The sequence below is a fragment of the Sulfitobacter sp. M85 genome, assembly GCF_029285915.1.
Lineage (GTDB): Bacteria > Pseudomonadota > Alphaproteobacteria > Rhodobacterales > Rhodobacteraceae > Sulfitobacter > Sulfitobacter faviae.
This window is the reverse complement of the sequence record NZ_JABECQ010000001.1, coordinates 313,317-328,981: the sequence shown is the minus strand read 5'-3', so window position 1 is coordinate 328,981 and position 15,665 is coordinate 313,317. Positions and strand designations below refer to the sequence as shown.

Below are 15,665 nucleotides of genomic sequence, written 5' to 3'. Positions count from 1 at the left end.
GATCGGCGCAAGACATCATAACTTCGGCGGGAGATTACATGCTGGGTATCGGAACAATCGCCAAAAAGGTCTTTGGCACGCCAAACGACCGGAAGATCAAGGCGACCCGGCCGCTTGTGGCTCGGATCAACGCGCTGGAGCCTGAGTTCGAAAAGCTGAGCGACGAAGAGATCAAGACGCGCACCGAGGAGTTGGCCAAACGGGCCGATGCGGGCGAAAGTCTTGACGATCTGTTGCCCGAAGCCTTTGCCAACTGCCGCGAAGCGGCCCGCCGCACCCTTGGCCTGCGCGCCTTCGACACCCAGCTTTTAGGCGGGATTTTCCTGCATCAGGGCAATATCGCCGAGCAAAAGACCGGTGAGGGCAAAACCCTGACCGCGACCTTCGCGGCCTATCTTAACGGGCTCACGCATAAAGGCGTGCATGTGGTGACGGTGAACGAATACCTTGCCAAACGTGACGCCGAATGGATGGGCAAGGTCTTTGCCGCGCTTGGGCTGACCACCGGCGTCGCCTATTCTGGCATGCCCGAGGACCAGAAACGCGCGGCCTACGCCTGCGACATCACCTATGCCACCAACAACGAGTTGGGCTTCGATTACCTGCGCGACAATATGAAGTCGAACCTGTCGGACATGCTGCAACGCGGGCATAACTTTGCCATCGTGGACGAAGTCGACAGCATTCTGATCGACGAGGCGCGGACGCCGCTGATCATCTCCGGCCCGTCGCAGGACCGTTCCGAGATGTATCAGATCATCGACGCGCTGATCCCCTCGCTCACCGAAGAGCATTTCGAGCTGGACGAGAAAACCCGCAACGTCACTTTCACCGACGAGGGCAATGAGTTCCTCGAAGAGCAGCTGCGCGCGCGGGAATTGATCGAAGAGGGGATGACCCTTTACGATCCCGAAAGCACGACCATCGTGCACCACGTCAACCAAGGTCTGCGCGCGCATAAGCTGTTCCAGCGCGACAAAGACTACATCGTGCGCGATGGTGCGGTGACGTTGATTGACGAATTCACCGGCCGCATGATGCCGGGCCGCCGCCTGTCGGACGGTCTGCACCAAGCGATTGAGGCCAAGGAAGGCGTCGACATCCAGCCCGAGAACGTGACCCTCGCAAGCGTCACTTTCCAGAACTACTTCCGCCTATACGACAAACTCGGCGGCATGACCGGCACGGCTCTGACCGAAGCCGAAGAATTCGCCGAGATCTACGGCCTCGGCGTGGTCGAAGTGCCGACCAACGTGCCAATTGCCCGTGTGGACGAAGACGACGCCGTCTATCGCACCGCGCGTGAAAAGTATGAGGCGATGATCGAGCGGGTCAAAGAGGCCCACGCCAAGGGGCAGCCCTGCCTTGTCGGCACCACCTCGATCGAAAAGTCCGAACAGCTCAGCGCCATGCTGACCGCCGCCGGGATCGAGCACAATGTGCTCAACGCCCGCCAGCACGAGCAAGAGGCGCAGATCATCGCCGAAGCGGGCAAGTTGGGCGCGGTGACCATCGCCACCAACATGGCGGGTCGCGGCACCGACATTCAGTTGGGCGGCAACGTCGAGTTGAAAGTGCTCGACGCGCTGGATGCCGATCCTGAGGCCGACCCGGCCAACATCCGGGAGCAGATCGAAGCGCAGCACGCCGAAGAGAAGCAGAAGGTGCTGGAGGCCGGTGGTCTCTACGTTCTGGCGTCTGAGCGTCACGAGAGCCGCCGCATCGACAACCAGTTGCGGGGCCGTTCGGGCCGTCAGGGTGACCCGGGCCGCACCTCCTTCTTCCTGTCGCTCGAAGATGACCTGATGCGCATTTTCGGTTCGGAACGGCTTGAGAAAGTGCTGACGACGTTGGGCCTGAAAGATGGCGAAGCCATCGTGCACCCATGGGTCAATAAATCGCTGGAGCGGGCGCAGGCGAAGGTTGAGGGTCGCAACTTCGACATCCGCAAGCAGCTGTTGAAGTTCGACGACGTGATGAACGAGCAGCGCAAGGTGATCTTTGGCCAGCGCCGCGAGATCATGGAGGCGGACAACCTCAATGAGATCGTTACCGACATGCGCGAGCAGGTGATCGACGATCTGATCGACACCTATATGCCGCCCAAGACCTATGCCGATCAGTGGGACACCCAAGGTTTCTATGCCGCGGTGATCGAACAGTTGAACGTCGACGTGCCGATCATCGCATGGTGCGAAGAGGACGGCGTGGATGATGAGGTGATCCGCGAACGTCTAATGAAAGCCACGGATGAGCTAATGGCCAAGAAGGCCGAGGCCTTTGGCGAAGAGAACATGCGCAACATCGAGAAACAGTTGTTGTTGCAGGCCATCGACACCAAATGGCGCGATCACCTGCTGACGCTTGAACATCTGCGCTCGGTCGTGGGCTTCCGCAGCTACGCGCAGCGCGACCCGCTGAACGAGTATAAGAACGAAGCCTTCCAATTGTTCGAGACGATGCTCGACAGTCTGCGGCAGGACGTGACCCAAAAGCTGGGCCAAATCCAACCGATGAGCGAAGAGCAGCGCCGCGAGATGATGCAAGAAATGGCCGCCCGTCAGGCTGCCATGCAGGCTGCGGCGAGCGAGGCGGCGGATGAGGCCTCTGAACAGGCGGAGGCCGCAGCCCCCGGCTTTGACGAGAACGATCCGTCCACATGGGGCAACCCGGGCCGGAACGATCCCTGCCCCTGCGGCTCTGGCAAGAAGTTCAAACACTGCCACGGTCAGATCACCTGAGCGGCGTCACCTTTTCGCCCATAACTTGGCGGATCAGGGCCATACCCCGGCCCTGATCCGCGCCCATAAAGTCTCTAACGAATCCGTTGAAGGAGACTTGTCATGTGGCGCACGAAAGAAATTCTGACAGCTGTCGGCACTCTGGCCTGTGCGGCGGGCATTGGCTATGTCATGCAAAGCTCCGACACCGCGCAGCAGCGCTATGGCGCGGCTGAGGCGCAGCGCCCGGTGGCCGACAATGGCGCCTTGCTTGAGGTTGAAGGCATCACCCTGACCTCTGCCGCGCTCGACAGCCCCATCGCGCTGCCGACATTGGATGACCGCGTGGTCAAGGCCGCAGCGCCTCAAAGCCTGCCGCCCGCCCCGGAAAGCCACGGCGCCGCGATCCCCGCGGCCTGCGATATCATTGCCGAAGCGGATGCCGTCGCCGCTGCGATGGTGAAACTCACCCTCGATGCCGCCTGCCTGCCGAATGAGCGGCTGACCGTGCACCACAACGGGATGATCTTTACCGAAGTGACCGATGACCAAGGGCAGTTGTCCGTCACCGTCCCGGCCTTGGCGGAAGAGGCTGTTTTCATCCTCGCTTTCGGCAACGGTGATGGCGCGGTGGCGCAGACTTCGGTCCCTGAACTCTCTGATTTCAACCGCGTCGTGCTACAATGGAAAGGCACCGCAGGGTTCGAGCTTCACGCCCGCGAGTTTGGCGCGGATTACGGTGAGGCGGGCCATGTCTGGTCCGGTGCGCCGCGCGATATGACCGCCGCGGTGCTGGGCGAAGGGGGCTTCATGACCCGCAATGGCGACATTGAGGCTTCTGAGGCGCTGATAGCCGAAGTCTATAGCTTCCCGGTCGCCAAGACGGCGCAGGAGGGCGATGTCGCGCTTAGTGTTGAGGCCGAGGTGAGCGAGGCGAACTGCGGGCTTGAGATCGAAGCACAGGCGCTGGAGCTGCGCGGCGATGATCCGGTGAAAACCCAGAACCTGACCCTCGCCGTGCCGGACTGTGATGCGGTCGGCAACTTTCTGGTGTTGAATAATTTGCTCCAAGACCTGAAAGTCGCGCAGAACTGACGCAACCGGGTAGGTCTAGATGAACGGGTTGAAACGTGCGGCGATCAGCGCCGCACTTTTGCTTTTTACGGCGGGCGCATCCGCGGCGCAGGACATCGCACTGACCTCGCGCGATGGCAGCGTCGAACTCAGCGGCACCCTGCTGGGGTTCGACGGCGAATTCTACCGCGTCGAGACGGACTACGGCGAGTTGACCGTCGACAGCAGCGGTGTGTCCTGCGCCGGGCCGGGTTGCCCCAACCTTGCGGATTTCGTGGCCGAGGTGCGCTTCTCGGGCTCCGCCACCATGGGGGCGGTGCTGATGCCCGCGCTGATCGAAGCCTTTGCCGCGCGGCAGGGCTATACCGTCAGCCGCGAAGAGGGGGACAGCGGGCGCTTCGCGCTGCTGCTCTCGCGTGAGGATGACGGCAAGCTTGCCGCGCGGTTCGATTTCCGGGCGAGCAATACCAACGAAGGCTTTGCTGATCTGCTGGCGGATGAGGCCGATGTCGTCATGGCCCTGCGCGAGGTGCGCCGCGAGGAGCGGATCAATGCCCGTGAGGCGGGCTTGGGTGATCTGACCGGAGCCAATCGCAGCCGGGTTCTTGCGCTCGATGCGGTGGTGCCCGTGGTCGCCCCGTCCAATCCGGTCAAACAAATCTCGCCGCTGACCTTGGCGCGGGTGTTCTCGGGCGAGATCAAGAATTGGCAGCGCCTCGGCGGGCCGGACGCACCGATTGAGTTGCATCTGCCCACCGCCGACAGTGGGTTGAGCCAAGCGATCGTGGATCAGGTGCTCACCCCCGCCGGGCTGGAACTGAGCGCCGATGTCACCCGCCACGCCATGCCCGATGCGCTGGCCGAGGCGGTCGCGCGGGATGTTTTTGCCCTTGGAATCACCAGCTATGCCGAACAGGGTGAGACCGAGGTGCTGACCCTTGGCGGCAACTGCGGTTTTGCGCTGGATGCCGCACGGCGCACGATCAAAACCGAAGACTACCCGCTGACCGCGCCGATGTTCCTCTATTTCCCCGCCCGGCGCTTGCCGTTGATCACGCGCGAGTTTCTGGCCTTCACCCGCGGCCCTTCGGCCCAGATCGTGATCCGCCGGGCCGGTTTCGTAGATCAAACGCCCGAGGAAATCCCGGTTGAGGAACAGGGCAACCGCTTTGCCAATGCAATCATCACGGCGGGGGTCGAAACCCCGCTAGAGGAGTTGCAGCGCATGACGGCGACGCTGGTGCCGATGGCGCGGCTCACCACCTCTTTCCGCTTCGAGGCGGGGTCGATCCGGCTTGATGCGCAGTCGCGGTCCAACGTGCAGCAATTGGCGCGGGCCTTGGAACAGGGGCAGTATGATGCGCGGCGATTGATGTTCGTGGGCTTCAGCGATGGCGAGGGGGCCGAGCGGGCCAACCGCGAAATCGCCTTGCGCCGGGCCGAAGCGGTGCAGCGCGCGGTCAGCGCGGCTGCGGTCACGGCCAATCTGTCGCGCATTGATCTGCGGGTCGATGCCTTTGGGGAGGCAATGCCGATTGCCTGTGACGACAGCGAATGGGGCCGTCAAGCAAACCGGCGAGTCGAGGTTTGGGTGCGCTAACCGCACCCCGCTATAGATGCCCCTCACTGCGAAAGCTGAGCTCGCGCGATTTGCCGATGATCAGATGATCATGCAGGGTCAGCCCCAAGGCGTCACAGGCGGCGGCGACCTGTCGGGTCATGTCAATGTCGGACCGTGACGGGCTGGGGTCGCCCGAGGGGTGATTATGCACGAGGATGATCGCGCTGGCGTTCAACTCAAGCGCACGTTTGGCAACCTCGCGCGGGTAGACCGGCACATGGTCCACCGTGCCCTTCGCCTGTTCCTCATCGGCGATGAGGATGTTTTTCCGGTCGAGGTAGAGGACGCGAAACTGCTCCATCTCCAGATGGGCCATGGTGGTGTGGCAATAGTCCAGCAGCGCGTCCCATGAGGAAACGATATGCCGTTGCAGCACCTTCGCTCGGGCTAGCCGCTGTGCCGCGGCTTCAATGATCTTGAGTTCGACAATCACCGCTTCACCGACCCCTTTGACATCGCGCAGCCGGGCGGCGGGGGCGGTAATGACGCGGTTGAAATCGCCGAACCGGTCGAGCAGTTCGCGCGCCAGCGGTTTTACGTCCCGGCGCGGGATGGCACGGAAGAGGACAAGCTCCAACATCTCGTAGTCCGGCATGGCGGCCGCGCCGCCATCGATAAAACGGCTGCGCAGGCGTTGGCGGTGATCCGCGATATAAGAAGGTTGCTTGCCCGTATTGGACGGCGGGCTGTGCGCTTCGTCCAGCAGATAGGGGAGGGGCTGATCAGCCAAGGTTCTCGGGGCACGGGTCATGCCCGGAGTGTCGCGCCAAAGTGGTTATTATTCGGTTAACGGACGGTTAAAACTTCGTTCACCACGCTGCCTAAAAAGGGGAGCCGCATCCACGGCTCCCCCCAATGGTTAACCCTTCATCGAATCCCAGAAGGATTTGACGGAAGAGAAGAAGTTGCTGCTCTCGGGGTTGTTGTTCTGGGCCTCGCCCTCGAACTCCCGCAGCAGTTCTTTCTGCCTATTGGTCAGGTTCACCGGGGTCTCGACCGCCAGTTCGATGATCATGTCACCCACGCCACCGCCACGCAGCGGCGGCATGCCTTTGCCGCGCAGACGCATCTGGCGGCCCGATTGGCTGCCCGCGGGGATCTGCACGCGGCCACGGCCCCCGTCGATGGTGGGCACTTCGATATTGCCACCCAGAGCGGCAGTGCTCATCGACACCGGAACACGGCAGAAGAGGTTCGGCCCGTCGCGTTCGAACAACTCGTGATCGGCCACCTCGATAAAGATGTAGAGATCACCGGACGGCCCGCCACGCATGCCCGCTTCGCCTTCGCCAGCGAGACGGATGCGGGTGCCGGTTTCGACGCCCGCGGGGATGTTGACCGAGAGCGTGCGCTCTTTCTCAACCCGGCCCGCGCCGCGGCATTTCTTGCAAGGATTCTTGACGATCTGCCCCATGCCGGAACAGGTCGGGCAGGTCCGCTCGACGGTAAAGAAACCTTGCTGCGCACGCACCTTGCCCATGCCCGAACAGGTGGGGCAGGTCGAAGGTTCCGCGCCGCCTTCGGCACCGCTGCCGTCACAGGCGTCACATTGGACGGAGGCCGGGACGGTGATCGACTTTTGCATGCCCGAAAAGGCATCTTCGAGCGAGATGCGCAGGTTATAGCGCAAATCAGCCCCGCGTGCGGCACGGCGTCCGCCGCCACCGCCACGTTGGCCCATGAAGTCACCGAAAAGATCGTCGAAGACGTCGGAAAAGGCCGAAGAGAAATCGCCCTGACCGCCGCCCATACCGCCGCCGGGACGCCCGCCGCCCATGCCACCTTCGAAGGCGGCGTGGCCATAGCGATCATAGGCGGCTTTCTTGTCACCGTCTTTGAGCACGTCATAAGCCTCGCCCACTTCTTTGAACTGGGCTTCGGCTTGGGGGTTGTCTTTGTTGCGGTCGGGGTGGAGGTCCTTCACCTTGCGGCGATAGGCTTTCTTGATCTCGTCGGCAGAGGCCCCTTTGGCAACGCCAAGCACCTCGTAGTAGTCACGTTTTGCCATGGGTTATCATGCTCCTGCGCTGGAACGTGATAGGCCGGCCCGTCTGACGGACCGGCCCTTTCACAGGTTCCGTTTCACACGCTTACGCGCGCTTGTCGTCGTCCAGATCTTCGAACTCAGCATCAAGGATGTCGTCATCGCCACCTTGGGCTTGCTGAGCATCCGAAGGCTGCGCCGTGTCCTCACTGCCGCCCTCTTCCTGAGCGGCCTTATAGATGGCTTCGCCCAGTTTCATGGCGGATTCGGTGACGTTCTGGATGCCGTTCTTGATCTTGTCGGCGTTGTCTGTTTCCAGCTCGTCTTTCAGCGCGGCAATGGCCAGTTCGATCGCCTCGACGGTGGTCGGGTCGACCTTGTCGGAATGCTCTTCCAGCGACTTCTCGGTCGAGTGGATCAGCGATTCCGCCTGGTTCTTCGCTTCGATCAGCTCGCGACGGGACTTGTCCGCCTCGGCATTCTCTTCCGCGTCCTTGACCATCTGTTCGATGTCCGCATCCGACAGACCGCCCGAAGCTTGGATCGTGATCTTCTGCTCCTTGCCGGTGCCTTTGTCGAGCGCGCCGACCGACACGATGCCGTTGGCGTCAATGTCGAAGGTCACTTCGATCTGCGGCATGCCGCGGGGCGCAGGCGGGATGTTCTCAAGGTTGAAGGCACCGAGCATCTTGTTGTCGGCAGCCATCTCACGCTCACCTTGGAAGACCCGGATGGTCACGGCGTTCTGGTTGTCTTCGGCGGTCGAGAAGACCTGAGACTTCTTCGTCGGGATCGTGGTGTTACGGTCGATCAGACGGGTGAAGACACCACCGAGCGTCTCGATACCGAGAGACAGCGGAGTCACGTCGAGCAGGACCACGTCCTTCACGTCGCCTTGCAGAACACCGGCCTGAATGGCGGCACCAAGGGCCACGACTTCGTCCGGGTTCACACCCTTGTGCGGCTCCTTGCCGAAGAATTTGGAGACCTCTTCGGCCACCTTCGGCATACGGGTCATACCACCCACGAGCACGACTTCGTCGATGTCGGACGCGGACAGGCCGGCATCCTTCAGCGCGGCGGCGCAGGGCTTCATCGAGGCTTTGATCAGGTCACCAACGAGGCTTTCCAGCTTGGCACGGGTCAGCTTCATGACCATGTGCAACGGCGAGCCATCCTTGCCCATCGAGATGAAGGGCTGGTTGATCTCGGTCTGGCTGGAGGAGGACAGTTCGATCTTAGCCTTCTCTGCCGCTTCCTTCAGACGCTGCAGCGCCATCTTGTCTTGCGTCAGGTCAACGCCGTTGGCCTTTTTGAACTCTTCCGCAAGGTAGTTCACGATGCGCATGTCAAAGTCTTCACCACCGAGGAAGGTGTCGCCGTTGGTGGATTTCACTTCGAACAGGCCGTCGTCGATCTCAAGAATGGTCACGTCGAATGTACCGCCGCCAAGGTCATAGACCGCGATGGTTTGCGTGTTCTCTTTGTCGAGACCGTAGGCCAGCGCGGCGGCTGTCGGCTCGTTGATGATGCGCAGCACTTCGAGACCGGCGATCTTGCCGGCATCTTTGGTGGCCTGACGCTGGGCGTCGTTGAAGTAGGCAGGCACGGTGATAACCGCCTGAGAGACTTCCTCGCCCAGATAGCTTTCTGCGGTTTCTTTCATCTTGCCGAGGATGAAGGCCGAGATTTGGCTTGGGGAGTATTTCTCACCCTTGGCTTCGACCCATGCGTCGCCGTTGCCGCCGTCGATGACGTTGAACGGCATGTTCTTTTTGTCTTTGGCCAGGTCCGCATCGTCGTTGCGGCGGCCGATCAGGCGCTTAACGCCAAAGACTGTGTTTTCGGGGTTGGTGACCGCCTGGCGTTTCGCCGGCTGGCCGACAAGGCGTTCGTCGTCGGTGAAGGCGACGATCGACGGCGTGGTGCGCGCGCCTTCGGCGTTTTCGATCACACGCGGCTGGCTGCCATCCATGATGGCGATACAGCTGTTGGTGGTGCCAAGGTCAATACCGATTACTTTGGACATGTTTCGATCCCTCTTTGAATCTAAGGCGATGACACGAGGCGCGGACCCGTTTTGGCATCCTGCCCCGATCTGTTGACATCGAAGACCACGTGCCTTCGACGGTTCGGAGCGTATATAGGGAGGGTATTTGCACCCTGCAACCATTGGCTGGTCTGGATGGTCGCGATTCCGTGATGTTTTTGCTAAACGAGTGAGGAAGAACGAAAAATGACTGCTTTGCGCCTCCGGGGCTTTGATATTCACAAGGAATTTCTAGGAAGAGCGGCCCAGCAAGAGGTGCTGGAGGCAGTGCGCGGCGTGGTGCGCAAGGCGCCGTTCTTTCGCCCCGAAGTGCCGCGCGGCGGGCGTATGTCGGTCCGGATGAGCGCGGCAGGGCGCTATGGCTGGTTTTCGGATCGGCGTGGGTATCGTTACGTCACCGAACATCCCGACGGTGAGCCTTGGCCCGAGATCCCGGCACCGATTATGGCGATTTGGGATCAGTTGACCGAGTTGGAGCGCCGCCCGGAATGCTGCCTGATCAACTACTACGATGCCGATGCGCGTATGGGGCTGCATCAAGACCGGGACGAGGCGGATTTTCAGTGGCCGGTCGTCTCAGTCTCTCTGGGCGATGACGGGCTGTTTCGGATCGGCAACCTGACCCGAGGGGGCAAGACGGAATCGATCTGGCTGCAGTCGGGCGATGTGGTGGTGATGGGCGGTGACGCGCGGCTGACCTATCACGGCGTGGACCGGATCAAACCCGGCACCTCGACATTGCTGCCCAAAGGCGGACGGATCAACTTGACGCTGCGCGTGGTGGAGTGACGTTTTCTTTGAAAGAAAACGGAGACGGACTTTTTCAAAAAGTCCGTCGCTTCAGTGGCTAAGCGAACAACACCCTGTCTGATGTTGCCAGCCATCATTTCCCTGCAAAAGGAAGTCGACCGCTAGCCCATAGCCGCGATCCGACATGCCATCGCTACAGGCACGCGCCGCAAGCGTAGCGATGGCCGCGCCCTGCGGCCCCTCGGCGATCATGTGAAAACTGTCACGCCGCCCCTGCGCCGGGCCAGACTGCGTGATGCGGTAATCGCGTGCGCCGCCCGCCATGGCATCGTAGCTCAACGTCTCGCCGGTCACCTCAAAAGACCAAAACGGCTCTGTCCCGCCGCAATGGGCCACGGGTGGCATCGCACCGGCCCATTGGCCCGCTTGCCGGGTAAGGAAACGCAGAGAGACCCAGCCGCTCCCTTCGGCCGTATTTACCAGGCCCCAGCCGCGATGGTCATCGGGGTGGATCACTTCGATGTTCTGGGCGTCAGGCTCGAAGCTGCCGATGATCGGGGCGCTGGCACTCGGGGCTTCGCGAATGTTCAATACATCATCCGCCCCGACACCGCTGACGTCATGCAGGGCGGGCCATGCATCCTGCGTCGCCCAGACAGGCAATGCCCGAAGGCAGAGGAAGAGCGCCAGAAGTCTCATCGCCGGGCGTTCCAACTGATCGACGCATGGCGGCGGGTATAGAATTCGCCCATCAGCCCAATCATCAAAAGCACCAGACCCACCCAAAGCGGATATTCCCAACTGGTGTAGCGCGGGTTGTAATTGATGAAGGCAAAGCCGCGCGCTTGGTCGATGCTGTGAAACAGCGGGTTCCAGTCAAACATCGCCAGCATATAGCCGGGCAGGGAGTTGGCGAGGAACATCTTCCCCGAGGCGATCATATTGGCGCGTTGATAGACGGTAGAGAAAATCGTCACGAAGGACGGAAACCACGGTTTGATCGCCAGCATCACCAGCCCGAGGGCGCAGCCTGTAAACCACGCGGTCAGCATCATCCCGAAAGCGGCAAAGGGCTGGTCTATGGTGATCGGGGTGACTGCCACATGATAGATGAACAGGATCACGAAGAGCGACAGCACTTGGATATAGAGCGAGCCCACTGCCGCCGATGCGATGGCGATGATCGTGTTCATCGGGGCGTGCTGCATCATCGGGCTTGCCGGTCCCTCAGACCCCGCGACCGCGCCCAGAGCCTTCACATGGGTGAGGTAGAGGAAAATCCCCGACATCAGATAGATGAGGAAGTCTCCGCGCACGGCAGAGCCGCGCATCCCGAGGATCGAAAACATCACATAGAAGGCCAGTACGAACATCACCGTTTGCAGCATGTTCATCGCGATGGCGATGAAGGCATTGTTGTGCTGTTTGCGTACGTTGCGCACCACGGAATGGTAGACCAGTTCCGCGATGGCGAGGGCAGAACCGATGCCGGATTTCGGCTTTCTGGAAGACTGGAACATGCGCGCGTCCTTGACGAAGCCCTAGCGTGGCACGGAATTCTTGCTGTTCCGTTAGCTCCGCAGCATAAGGGAAACAGTAAATTGAAGCAACGACAGCCCGCAGGGCCGGAGGCAAAATGGATTACGAGAAACTGGTCGCGGAAATGCGGCGGCTGGCATTGGAAGCCGGGGACGAGATCATGGAGATCTACGGTCAGGACGATTTCGAGGTGAAATCGAAATCCGACGACAGCCCCGTTACCGCCGCCGACGAAGCCGCCGATGCGATCATTTCCGACGGACTCCGCGCGGCTTTCTCCGATGTCATGTTGGTGACCGAAGAGCAGGCTGCGACCCATTCCGCTAAAGGCGATACCTTTCTCATCGTCGATCCGCTGGATGGCACCAAAGAGTTCGTCCACCGCCGCGGGGATTTCACGGTGAACATCGCGCTGGTCGAAGGCGGCGTGCCGACGCGCGGCGTGGTCTATGCCCCCGCCAAAGCCCGGATGTTCTTTACCCAAGCCGACGGCCAGTCGGTCGAAGAGGCCGGCGCATTCGACAAGGGGCAGGTGGGGGAAACCAAAGCGATTTCGGTCTCTAACCCCGACAATGCGGCCCTGATGGTCGTCGCCTCCAAATCCCACCGCGATCAGGCGACCGATGATTATATCGGCAAATACGCCGTGCGGGACATGACCTCGGCGGGGTCGTCGCTGAAATTCTGTCTCGTCGCGACCGGAGAGGCCGATCTCTACCCGCGTCTTGGCCGCACGATGGAGTGGGACACTGCCGCGGGCCATGCGGTGCTGAACGGGGCAGGCGGCGCGGTGGTGCGCTTCGATGACCTCTCGCCCCTGACCTACGGCAAAGAAGATTTCGCGAACCCTTTCTTCATCGCCCATGCCCCGGGCGTTGAGTTGAAGGCGGGCTGATGTCGGTCCTGATCGTCATTCCCGCCCGCTATGCCTCCACCCGCTATCCCGGCAAGCCGCTGGTGGCCCTCACCGGGGCGTCGGGCCAGAAACAGACCCTGATCGAACGCAGTTGGCGGGCCGCCAGCGCAGTGTCGGGCGTCGACCGCGTGGTGGTGGCCACCGACGATGATCGCATTCGGGAGGCCGCCGAAGGCTTCGGCGCCGAGGTCGTGATGACCTCGGAAAGCTGCGCCAACGGCACCGAACGCTGTGCCGAGGCCCATGCCGCATTGGGTGGGGGCTATGACATCGTGGTGAACCTGCAAGGTGACGCCCCGCTGACGCCGCATTGGTTTGTCGAAGGGCTGGTGCAGGGGTTGACAGACAACCCCGAGGCCGAGATCGCCACCCCGGTTCTGCGCTGCGACGGGGCCACGCTGAACAGTCTTCTGGCCGACCGCAAAGCGGGCCGCGTGGGGGGGACCACGGCGGTTTTCGGCGCCGATAATCAAGCGCTCTACTTCTCGAAAGAGGTCGTTCCCTATACCGGAAAGCCCTACGCAGAGACGGATATGACCCCGGTCTTCCACCACGTCGGCGTCTATGCCTACCGCCCCGATGCACTGGCCCAATACCCAAGCTGGCCCGTCGGCCCCTTGGAGCAGTTGGAAGGGTTGGAGCAGTTGCGTTTTCTTGAAAATGGCCGCGCCGTACTCTGTGCGAAGGTCGAGGCCAAGGGGCGCGAGTTTTGGGAGTTGAACAACCCCGAAGACGTGCCAAAGCTCGAAGCCATGATGGCGAAAATGGGTCTGGAATGACCCCCACCCCCGTCAGTGCCACGCTCGAAAGCGGCGTGCCTGTCAGCATCGTGATCGTCAGCCGGAATCGGCCCGAAGCATTGCGGCGCTGCCTGACGGGGGTAGAACAGCTTCAATATACCCCTTTCGAAGTCATCATCGTGGCCGATCCTGCCGGGATTGCCGTGGCCCGTGCCATGCATTTCGCCGGGGCGTTGAAACTGGTCCCTTTCGACAGGCCGAATATCTCTGCCGCGCGCAACCTTGGGATTGCCGAGGCCGCGGGGGAGGTCGTGGCCTTTATCGACGATGACGCGGTGCCGGAGCCGCAATGGCTGCGCCACCTACTGGAGCCTGCGCAACGGCCAGAGGTCGCGGCGATGACCGGCTTCATCCGGGGGCGAAACGGCATCTCGTTCCAATATCGTGCGCGCCGGTTGAATGGTCTCGGAGAGCCGGAAACGCTCGATGTCGACCCTGAAACTCCGAGCATCCTGCACCCTTCGCCCGGGGGGGCAATCAAGACCGAAGGCACCAATATGGCCTTTTGGCGCGAAGTCTTGGTGGAAATGGGCGGCTTTGACCCGGCCTTTCACTACTATCTTGATGAGACCGATCTGAATATGCGGCTGGCGCGGGCAAGCCATGCCACGGCAATCGTGCCACTGGCCGAGGTCCATCACGGTTTCGCCGCCAACGCCATGCGAAGCGCCAACCGCGTGCCGCGCGATCTTTTCGATATCGGGGCAAGCTGGGCCGTGTTCCATCGCAAACATCTGCCCGCGCAGGACCGTGCCGCCCATTGGGCGCATCTGCGCGCCCAAGAGCGCCGCCGTCTGCTGCGCCATCTGATAAGCGGCGGGTTAGAGCCACGTGATGTGCCAAGGTTGCTGCGCAGGTTGGATGATGGACACGCCGAAGGGGTGGAACGCCCCATCGCCAGCGTCTCCCTGCCTGAGAAGGCCGACAGCGCTTTCCGCCCTTTTCCGGCCCGTGCCCGGCGCAGCGTGGCCATGTTCACCCGGCCTATTAATCTGGCGCGAGACCGGGCAAAGGCTGCAAAACGGGCATTATCGGGTGAGATCGTGACCCTGATCAACCTTTCGCCGACGGCGCTTTATCATCGCGTTGCCTTTGATCCGGCCTACGCTATCTGGCTGCAAACAGGTGGAATATACGGAAAGTCCACACGGGATGACGCGGTTTTCCGCTTAACTCGTCGCCTCGACAGGCTGCAAAGGGAAGTTAAGCGAGTTGCCAGACAGCGCGGTTTCGGCGAGGATTGTCGCCGATAGGAAGCGCAGGTGGATTGACCGTGGCGTTCTGTATATTTCGAATAAGTGGTAAGGATTAAAATGCGCAAGAAGGTTACAAAAGCGATTTTCCCGGTTGCAGGCATGGGGACACGCTTTCTGCCCGCCACCAAATCGGTGCCGAAAGAGATTATGACCCTCGTCGACCGGCCCTTGGTTCAATATGCAATCGACGAGGCGCGCGCCGCCGGGATCAAAGAGTTCATCTTCGTAACCTCACGCGGCAAAGGCGCGCTGGAGGATTACTTCGATCACGCCCCGCAGCTTGAGCAGGAGTTGCGCAAAAAGGGCAAGACCGAGCTTCTAGAGACGCTGCAAAGCACCAATATGGACAGTGGCGCAATCGCCTATATCCGCCAGCACAAGGCGCTGGGCCTTGGCCATGCGGTCTGGTGCGCGCGCCGTTTGATCGGCAATGAGCCCTTTGCCGTTATGCTGCCGGATGACGTGATCGCGGCGGAAAAACCTTGTCTTCAACAGATGGTCGAGGCCTATGAAGAAACCGGCGGCAGCATGGTCGCCGCGATGGAGGTGGAGCCTTCCCGCACATCCTCTTACGGCATTCTCGATACCAGCGAAGAACGCAGCGATTTGGTGAAGGTCAACGGTATGGTTGAGAAGCCTGCCGTCGACGAAGCACCATCGAACCTCGCGGTGATCGGGCGCTATATTCTGGCGCCGACCGTTTTGAAGAACCTGAACAAGCTGAAATCCGGCTCGGGCGGTGAAATTCAATTGACCGATGCGATCGCACAAGAGATTGAGCAAGACCGCGATGTCTATGGCTTCCGTTTCCGCGGGCAGCGGTTCGATTGCGGCTCAAAAGCGGGCTTTCTGCAAGCGACAGTGGCCTTCGGCCTTGCCCGTGAAGAATTGCGCGACGATCTTTCGGCCTATCTGCAAAGCATTTCCCAGATCGACCGGGCGGCGCAGTAGGGGC

Annotated in this window: 13 protein-coding genes; 8 read left to right on the top strand and 5 right to left on the bottom strand. The window is 61.3% G+C overall.

From position 1 onward, the window contains the following. The first annotated feature begins 38 nt into the window (after positions 1 to 38). From secA to HKX24_RS01660, 3 genes are all read left to right on the top strand, one after another. Positions 39 to 2,741 carry a preprotein translocase subunit SecA gene (gene secA / locus HKX24_RS01670; protein ID WP_271692639.1) on the top strand — a complete coding sequence of 901 codons (2,703 nt, stop codon included), beginning with the start codon at positions 39 to 41 and terminating at the stop codon, positions 2,739 to 2,741. A 102-nt stretch (positions 2,742 to 2,843) separates the two neighbouring features. Further along, positions 2,844 to 3,815, top strand: coding sequence for a hypothetical protein (locus HKX24_RS01665; RefSeq protein ID WP_271692638.1), 972 nt, complete (start codon positions 2,844 to 2,846; stop codon positions 3,813 to 3,815). A gap of 19 nt (positions 3,816 to 3,834) precedes the next feature. Then, entirely contained in the window at positions 3,835 to 5,394 is a 1,560-nt protein-coding gene (locus HKX24_RS01660; RefSeq protein ID WP_271692637.1) for a phosphate ABC transporter substrate-binding/OmpA family protein, read from the top strand. A 10-nt stretch (positions 5,395 to 5,404) separates the two neighbouring features. On the opposite strand, the gene radC is transcribed toward HKX24_RS01660, so the two are convergent. The 3 genes from radC to dnaK all read right to left on the bottom strand — a co-directional run bounded on the left by radC (position 5,405) and on the right by dnaK (position 9,428). Further along, complete coding sequence (radC, locus tag HKX24_RS01655; protein WP_271692636.1) at positions 5,405 to 6,166, bottom strand: DNA repair protein RadC; 762 nt, start codon at positions 6,164 to 6,166, stop codon at positions 5,405 to 5,407. 108 nt (positions 6,167 to 6,274) lie between these two features. Next, positions 6,275 to 7,423 (bottom strand): molecular chaperone DnaJ, encoded by a 1,149-nt coding sequence (gene dnaJ, locus HKX24_RS01650; RefSeq protein ID WP_067264268.1) that lies wholly within the window; start codon positions 7,421 to 7,423, stop codon positions 6,275 to 6,277. 82 nt (positions 7,424 to 7,505) lie between these two features. After that, positions 7,506 to 9,428: a molecular chaperone DnaK gene (gene dnaK / locus HKX24_RS01645; protein WP_271688593.1), complete on the bottom strand. Its 1,923-nt coding sequence runs from the start codon at positions 9,426 to 9,428 to the stop codon at positions 7,506 to 7,508. Positions 9,429 to 9,635: 207 nt separating this feature from the next. Between dnaK and HKX24_RS01640 the strand changes: the two genes are divergently transcribed. After that, entirely contained in the window at positions 9,636 to 10,238 is a 603-nt protein-coding gene (locus HKX24_RS01640; protein WP_271692635.1) for an alpha-ketoglutarate-dependent dioxygenase AlkB, read from the top strand. Positions 10,239 to 10,289: 51 nt separating this feature from the next. Here HKX24_RS01640 and HKX24_RS01635 read toward each other — a convergent pair whose 3' ends face one another. After that, the gene (locus HKX24_RS01635) at positions 10,290 to 10,898 is read right to left on the bottom strand and encodes an SH3 domain-containing protein (RefSeq protein WP_271692634.1); all 609 of its coding nucleotides are present in this window, start codon (positions 10,896 to 10,898) and stop codon (positions 10,290 to 10,292) included. Further along, on the bottom strand, positions 10,895 to 11,719 hold the full coding sequence (locus tag HKX24_RS01630) for an ABC transporter permease (protein WP_067264256.1): 825 nt from the start codon (positions 11,717 to 11,719) through the stop codon (positions 10,895 to 10,897). The genes HKX24_RS01635 and HKX24_RS01630 overlap by 4 nt, the downstream gene beginning before the upstream one ends. Before the next feature lie 116 nt (positions 11,720 to 11,835). On the opposite strand from HKX24_RS01630, the gene cysQ reads away from it, so the two are divergent. Genes cysQ through galU form a run of 4 tightly spaced genes read left to right on the top strand, consistent with a single transcriptional unit; the run spans position 11,836 to position 15,661 of the window. Beyond that, positions 11,836 to 12,633, top strand: a complete 798-nt coding sequence (gene cysQ, locus HKX24_RS01625) for a 3'(2'),5'-bisphosphate nucleotidase CysQ (RefSeq protein WP_271692632.1) — start codon at positions 11,836 to 11,838, stop codon at positions 12,631 to 12,633. After that, complete coding sequence (locus HKX24_RS01620; protein WP_271692631.1) at positions 12,633 to 13,433, top strand: manno-octulosonate cytidylyltransferase; 801 nt, start codon at positions 12,633 to 12,635, stop codon at positions 13,431 to 13,433. Before cysQ ends, HKX24_RS01620 begins: the two co-directional genes overlap by 1 nt. Continuing rightward, a complete protein-coding gene (locus tag HKX24_RS01615) occupies positions 13,430 to 14,707 on the top strand; it encodes a glycosyltransferase family A protein (RefSeq protein WP_271692630.1) in 1,278 nt (425 codons plus the stop codon). The genes HKX24_RS01620 and HKX24_RS01615 overlap by 4 nt, the downstream gene beginning before the upstream one ends. Before the next feature lie 60 nt (positions 14,708 to 14,767). Then, complete coding sequence (gene galU / locus HKX24_RS01610) at positions 14,768 to 15,661, top strand: UTP--glucose-1-phosphate uridylyltransferase GalU (protein WP_271692629.1); 894 nt, start codon at positions 14,768 to 14,770, stop codon at positions 15,659 to 15,661. The last annotated feature ends 4 nt before the right edge of the window (positions 15,662 to 15,665 follow it).

Bases quoted from the DNA above. Each gene is read 5' to 3' on its own strand.
- secA (WP_271692639.1), top strand. From the start codon at position 39: ATGCTGGGTATCGGAACAATCGCCAAAAAGGTCTTTGGCACGCCAAAC.
- HKX24_RS01665 (WP_271692638.1), top strand. From the start codon at position 2,844: ATGTGGCGCACGAAAGAAATTCTGACAGCTGTCGGCACTCTGGCCTGT.
- HKX24_RS01660 (WP_271692637.1), top strand. From the start codon at position 3,835: ATGAACGGGTTGAAACGTGCGGCGATCAGCGCCGCACTTTTGCTTTTT.
- radC (WP_271692636.1), bottom strand. From the start codon at position 6,166: ATGACCCGTGCCCCGAGAACCTTGGCTGATCAGCCCCTCCCCTATCTG.
- dnaJ (WP_067264268.1), bottom strand. From the start codon at position 7,423: ATGGCAAAACGTGACTACTACGAGGTGCTTGGCGTTGCCAAAGGGGCC.
- dnaK (WP_271688593.1), bottom strand. From the start codon at position 9,428: ATGTCCAAAGTAATCGGTATTGACCTTGGCACCACCAACAGCTGTATC.
- HKX24_RS01640 (WP_271692635.1), top strand. From the start codon at position 9,636: ATGACTGCTTTGCGCCTCCGGGGCTTTGATATTCACAAGGAATTTCTA.
- HKX24_RS01635 (WP_271692634.1), bottom strand. From the start codon at position 10,898: ATGAGACTTCTGGCGCTCTTCCTCTGCCTTCGGGCATTGCCTGTCTGG.
- HKX24_RS01630 (WP_067264256.1), bottom strand. From the start codon at position 11,719: ATGTTCCAGTCTTCCAGAAAGCCGAAATCCGGCATCGGTTCTGCCCTC.
- cysQ (WP_271692632.1), top strand. From the start codon at position 11,836: ATGGATTACGAGAAACTGGTCGCGGAAATGCGGCGGCTGGCATTGGAA.
- HKX24_RS01620 (WP_271692631.1), top strand. From the start codon at position 12,633: ATGTCGGTCCTGATCGTCATTCCCGCCCGCTATGCCTCCACCCGCTAT.
- HKX24_RS01615 (WP_271692630.1), top strand. From the start codon at position 13,430: ATGACCCCCACCCCCGTCAGTGCCACGCTCGAAAGCGGCGTGCCTGTC.
- galU (WP_271692629.1), top strand. From the start codon at position 14,768: ATGCGCAAGAAGGTTACAAAAGCGATTTTCCCGGTTGCAGGCATGGGG.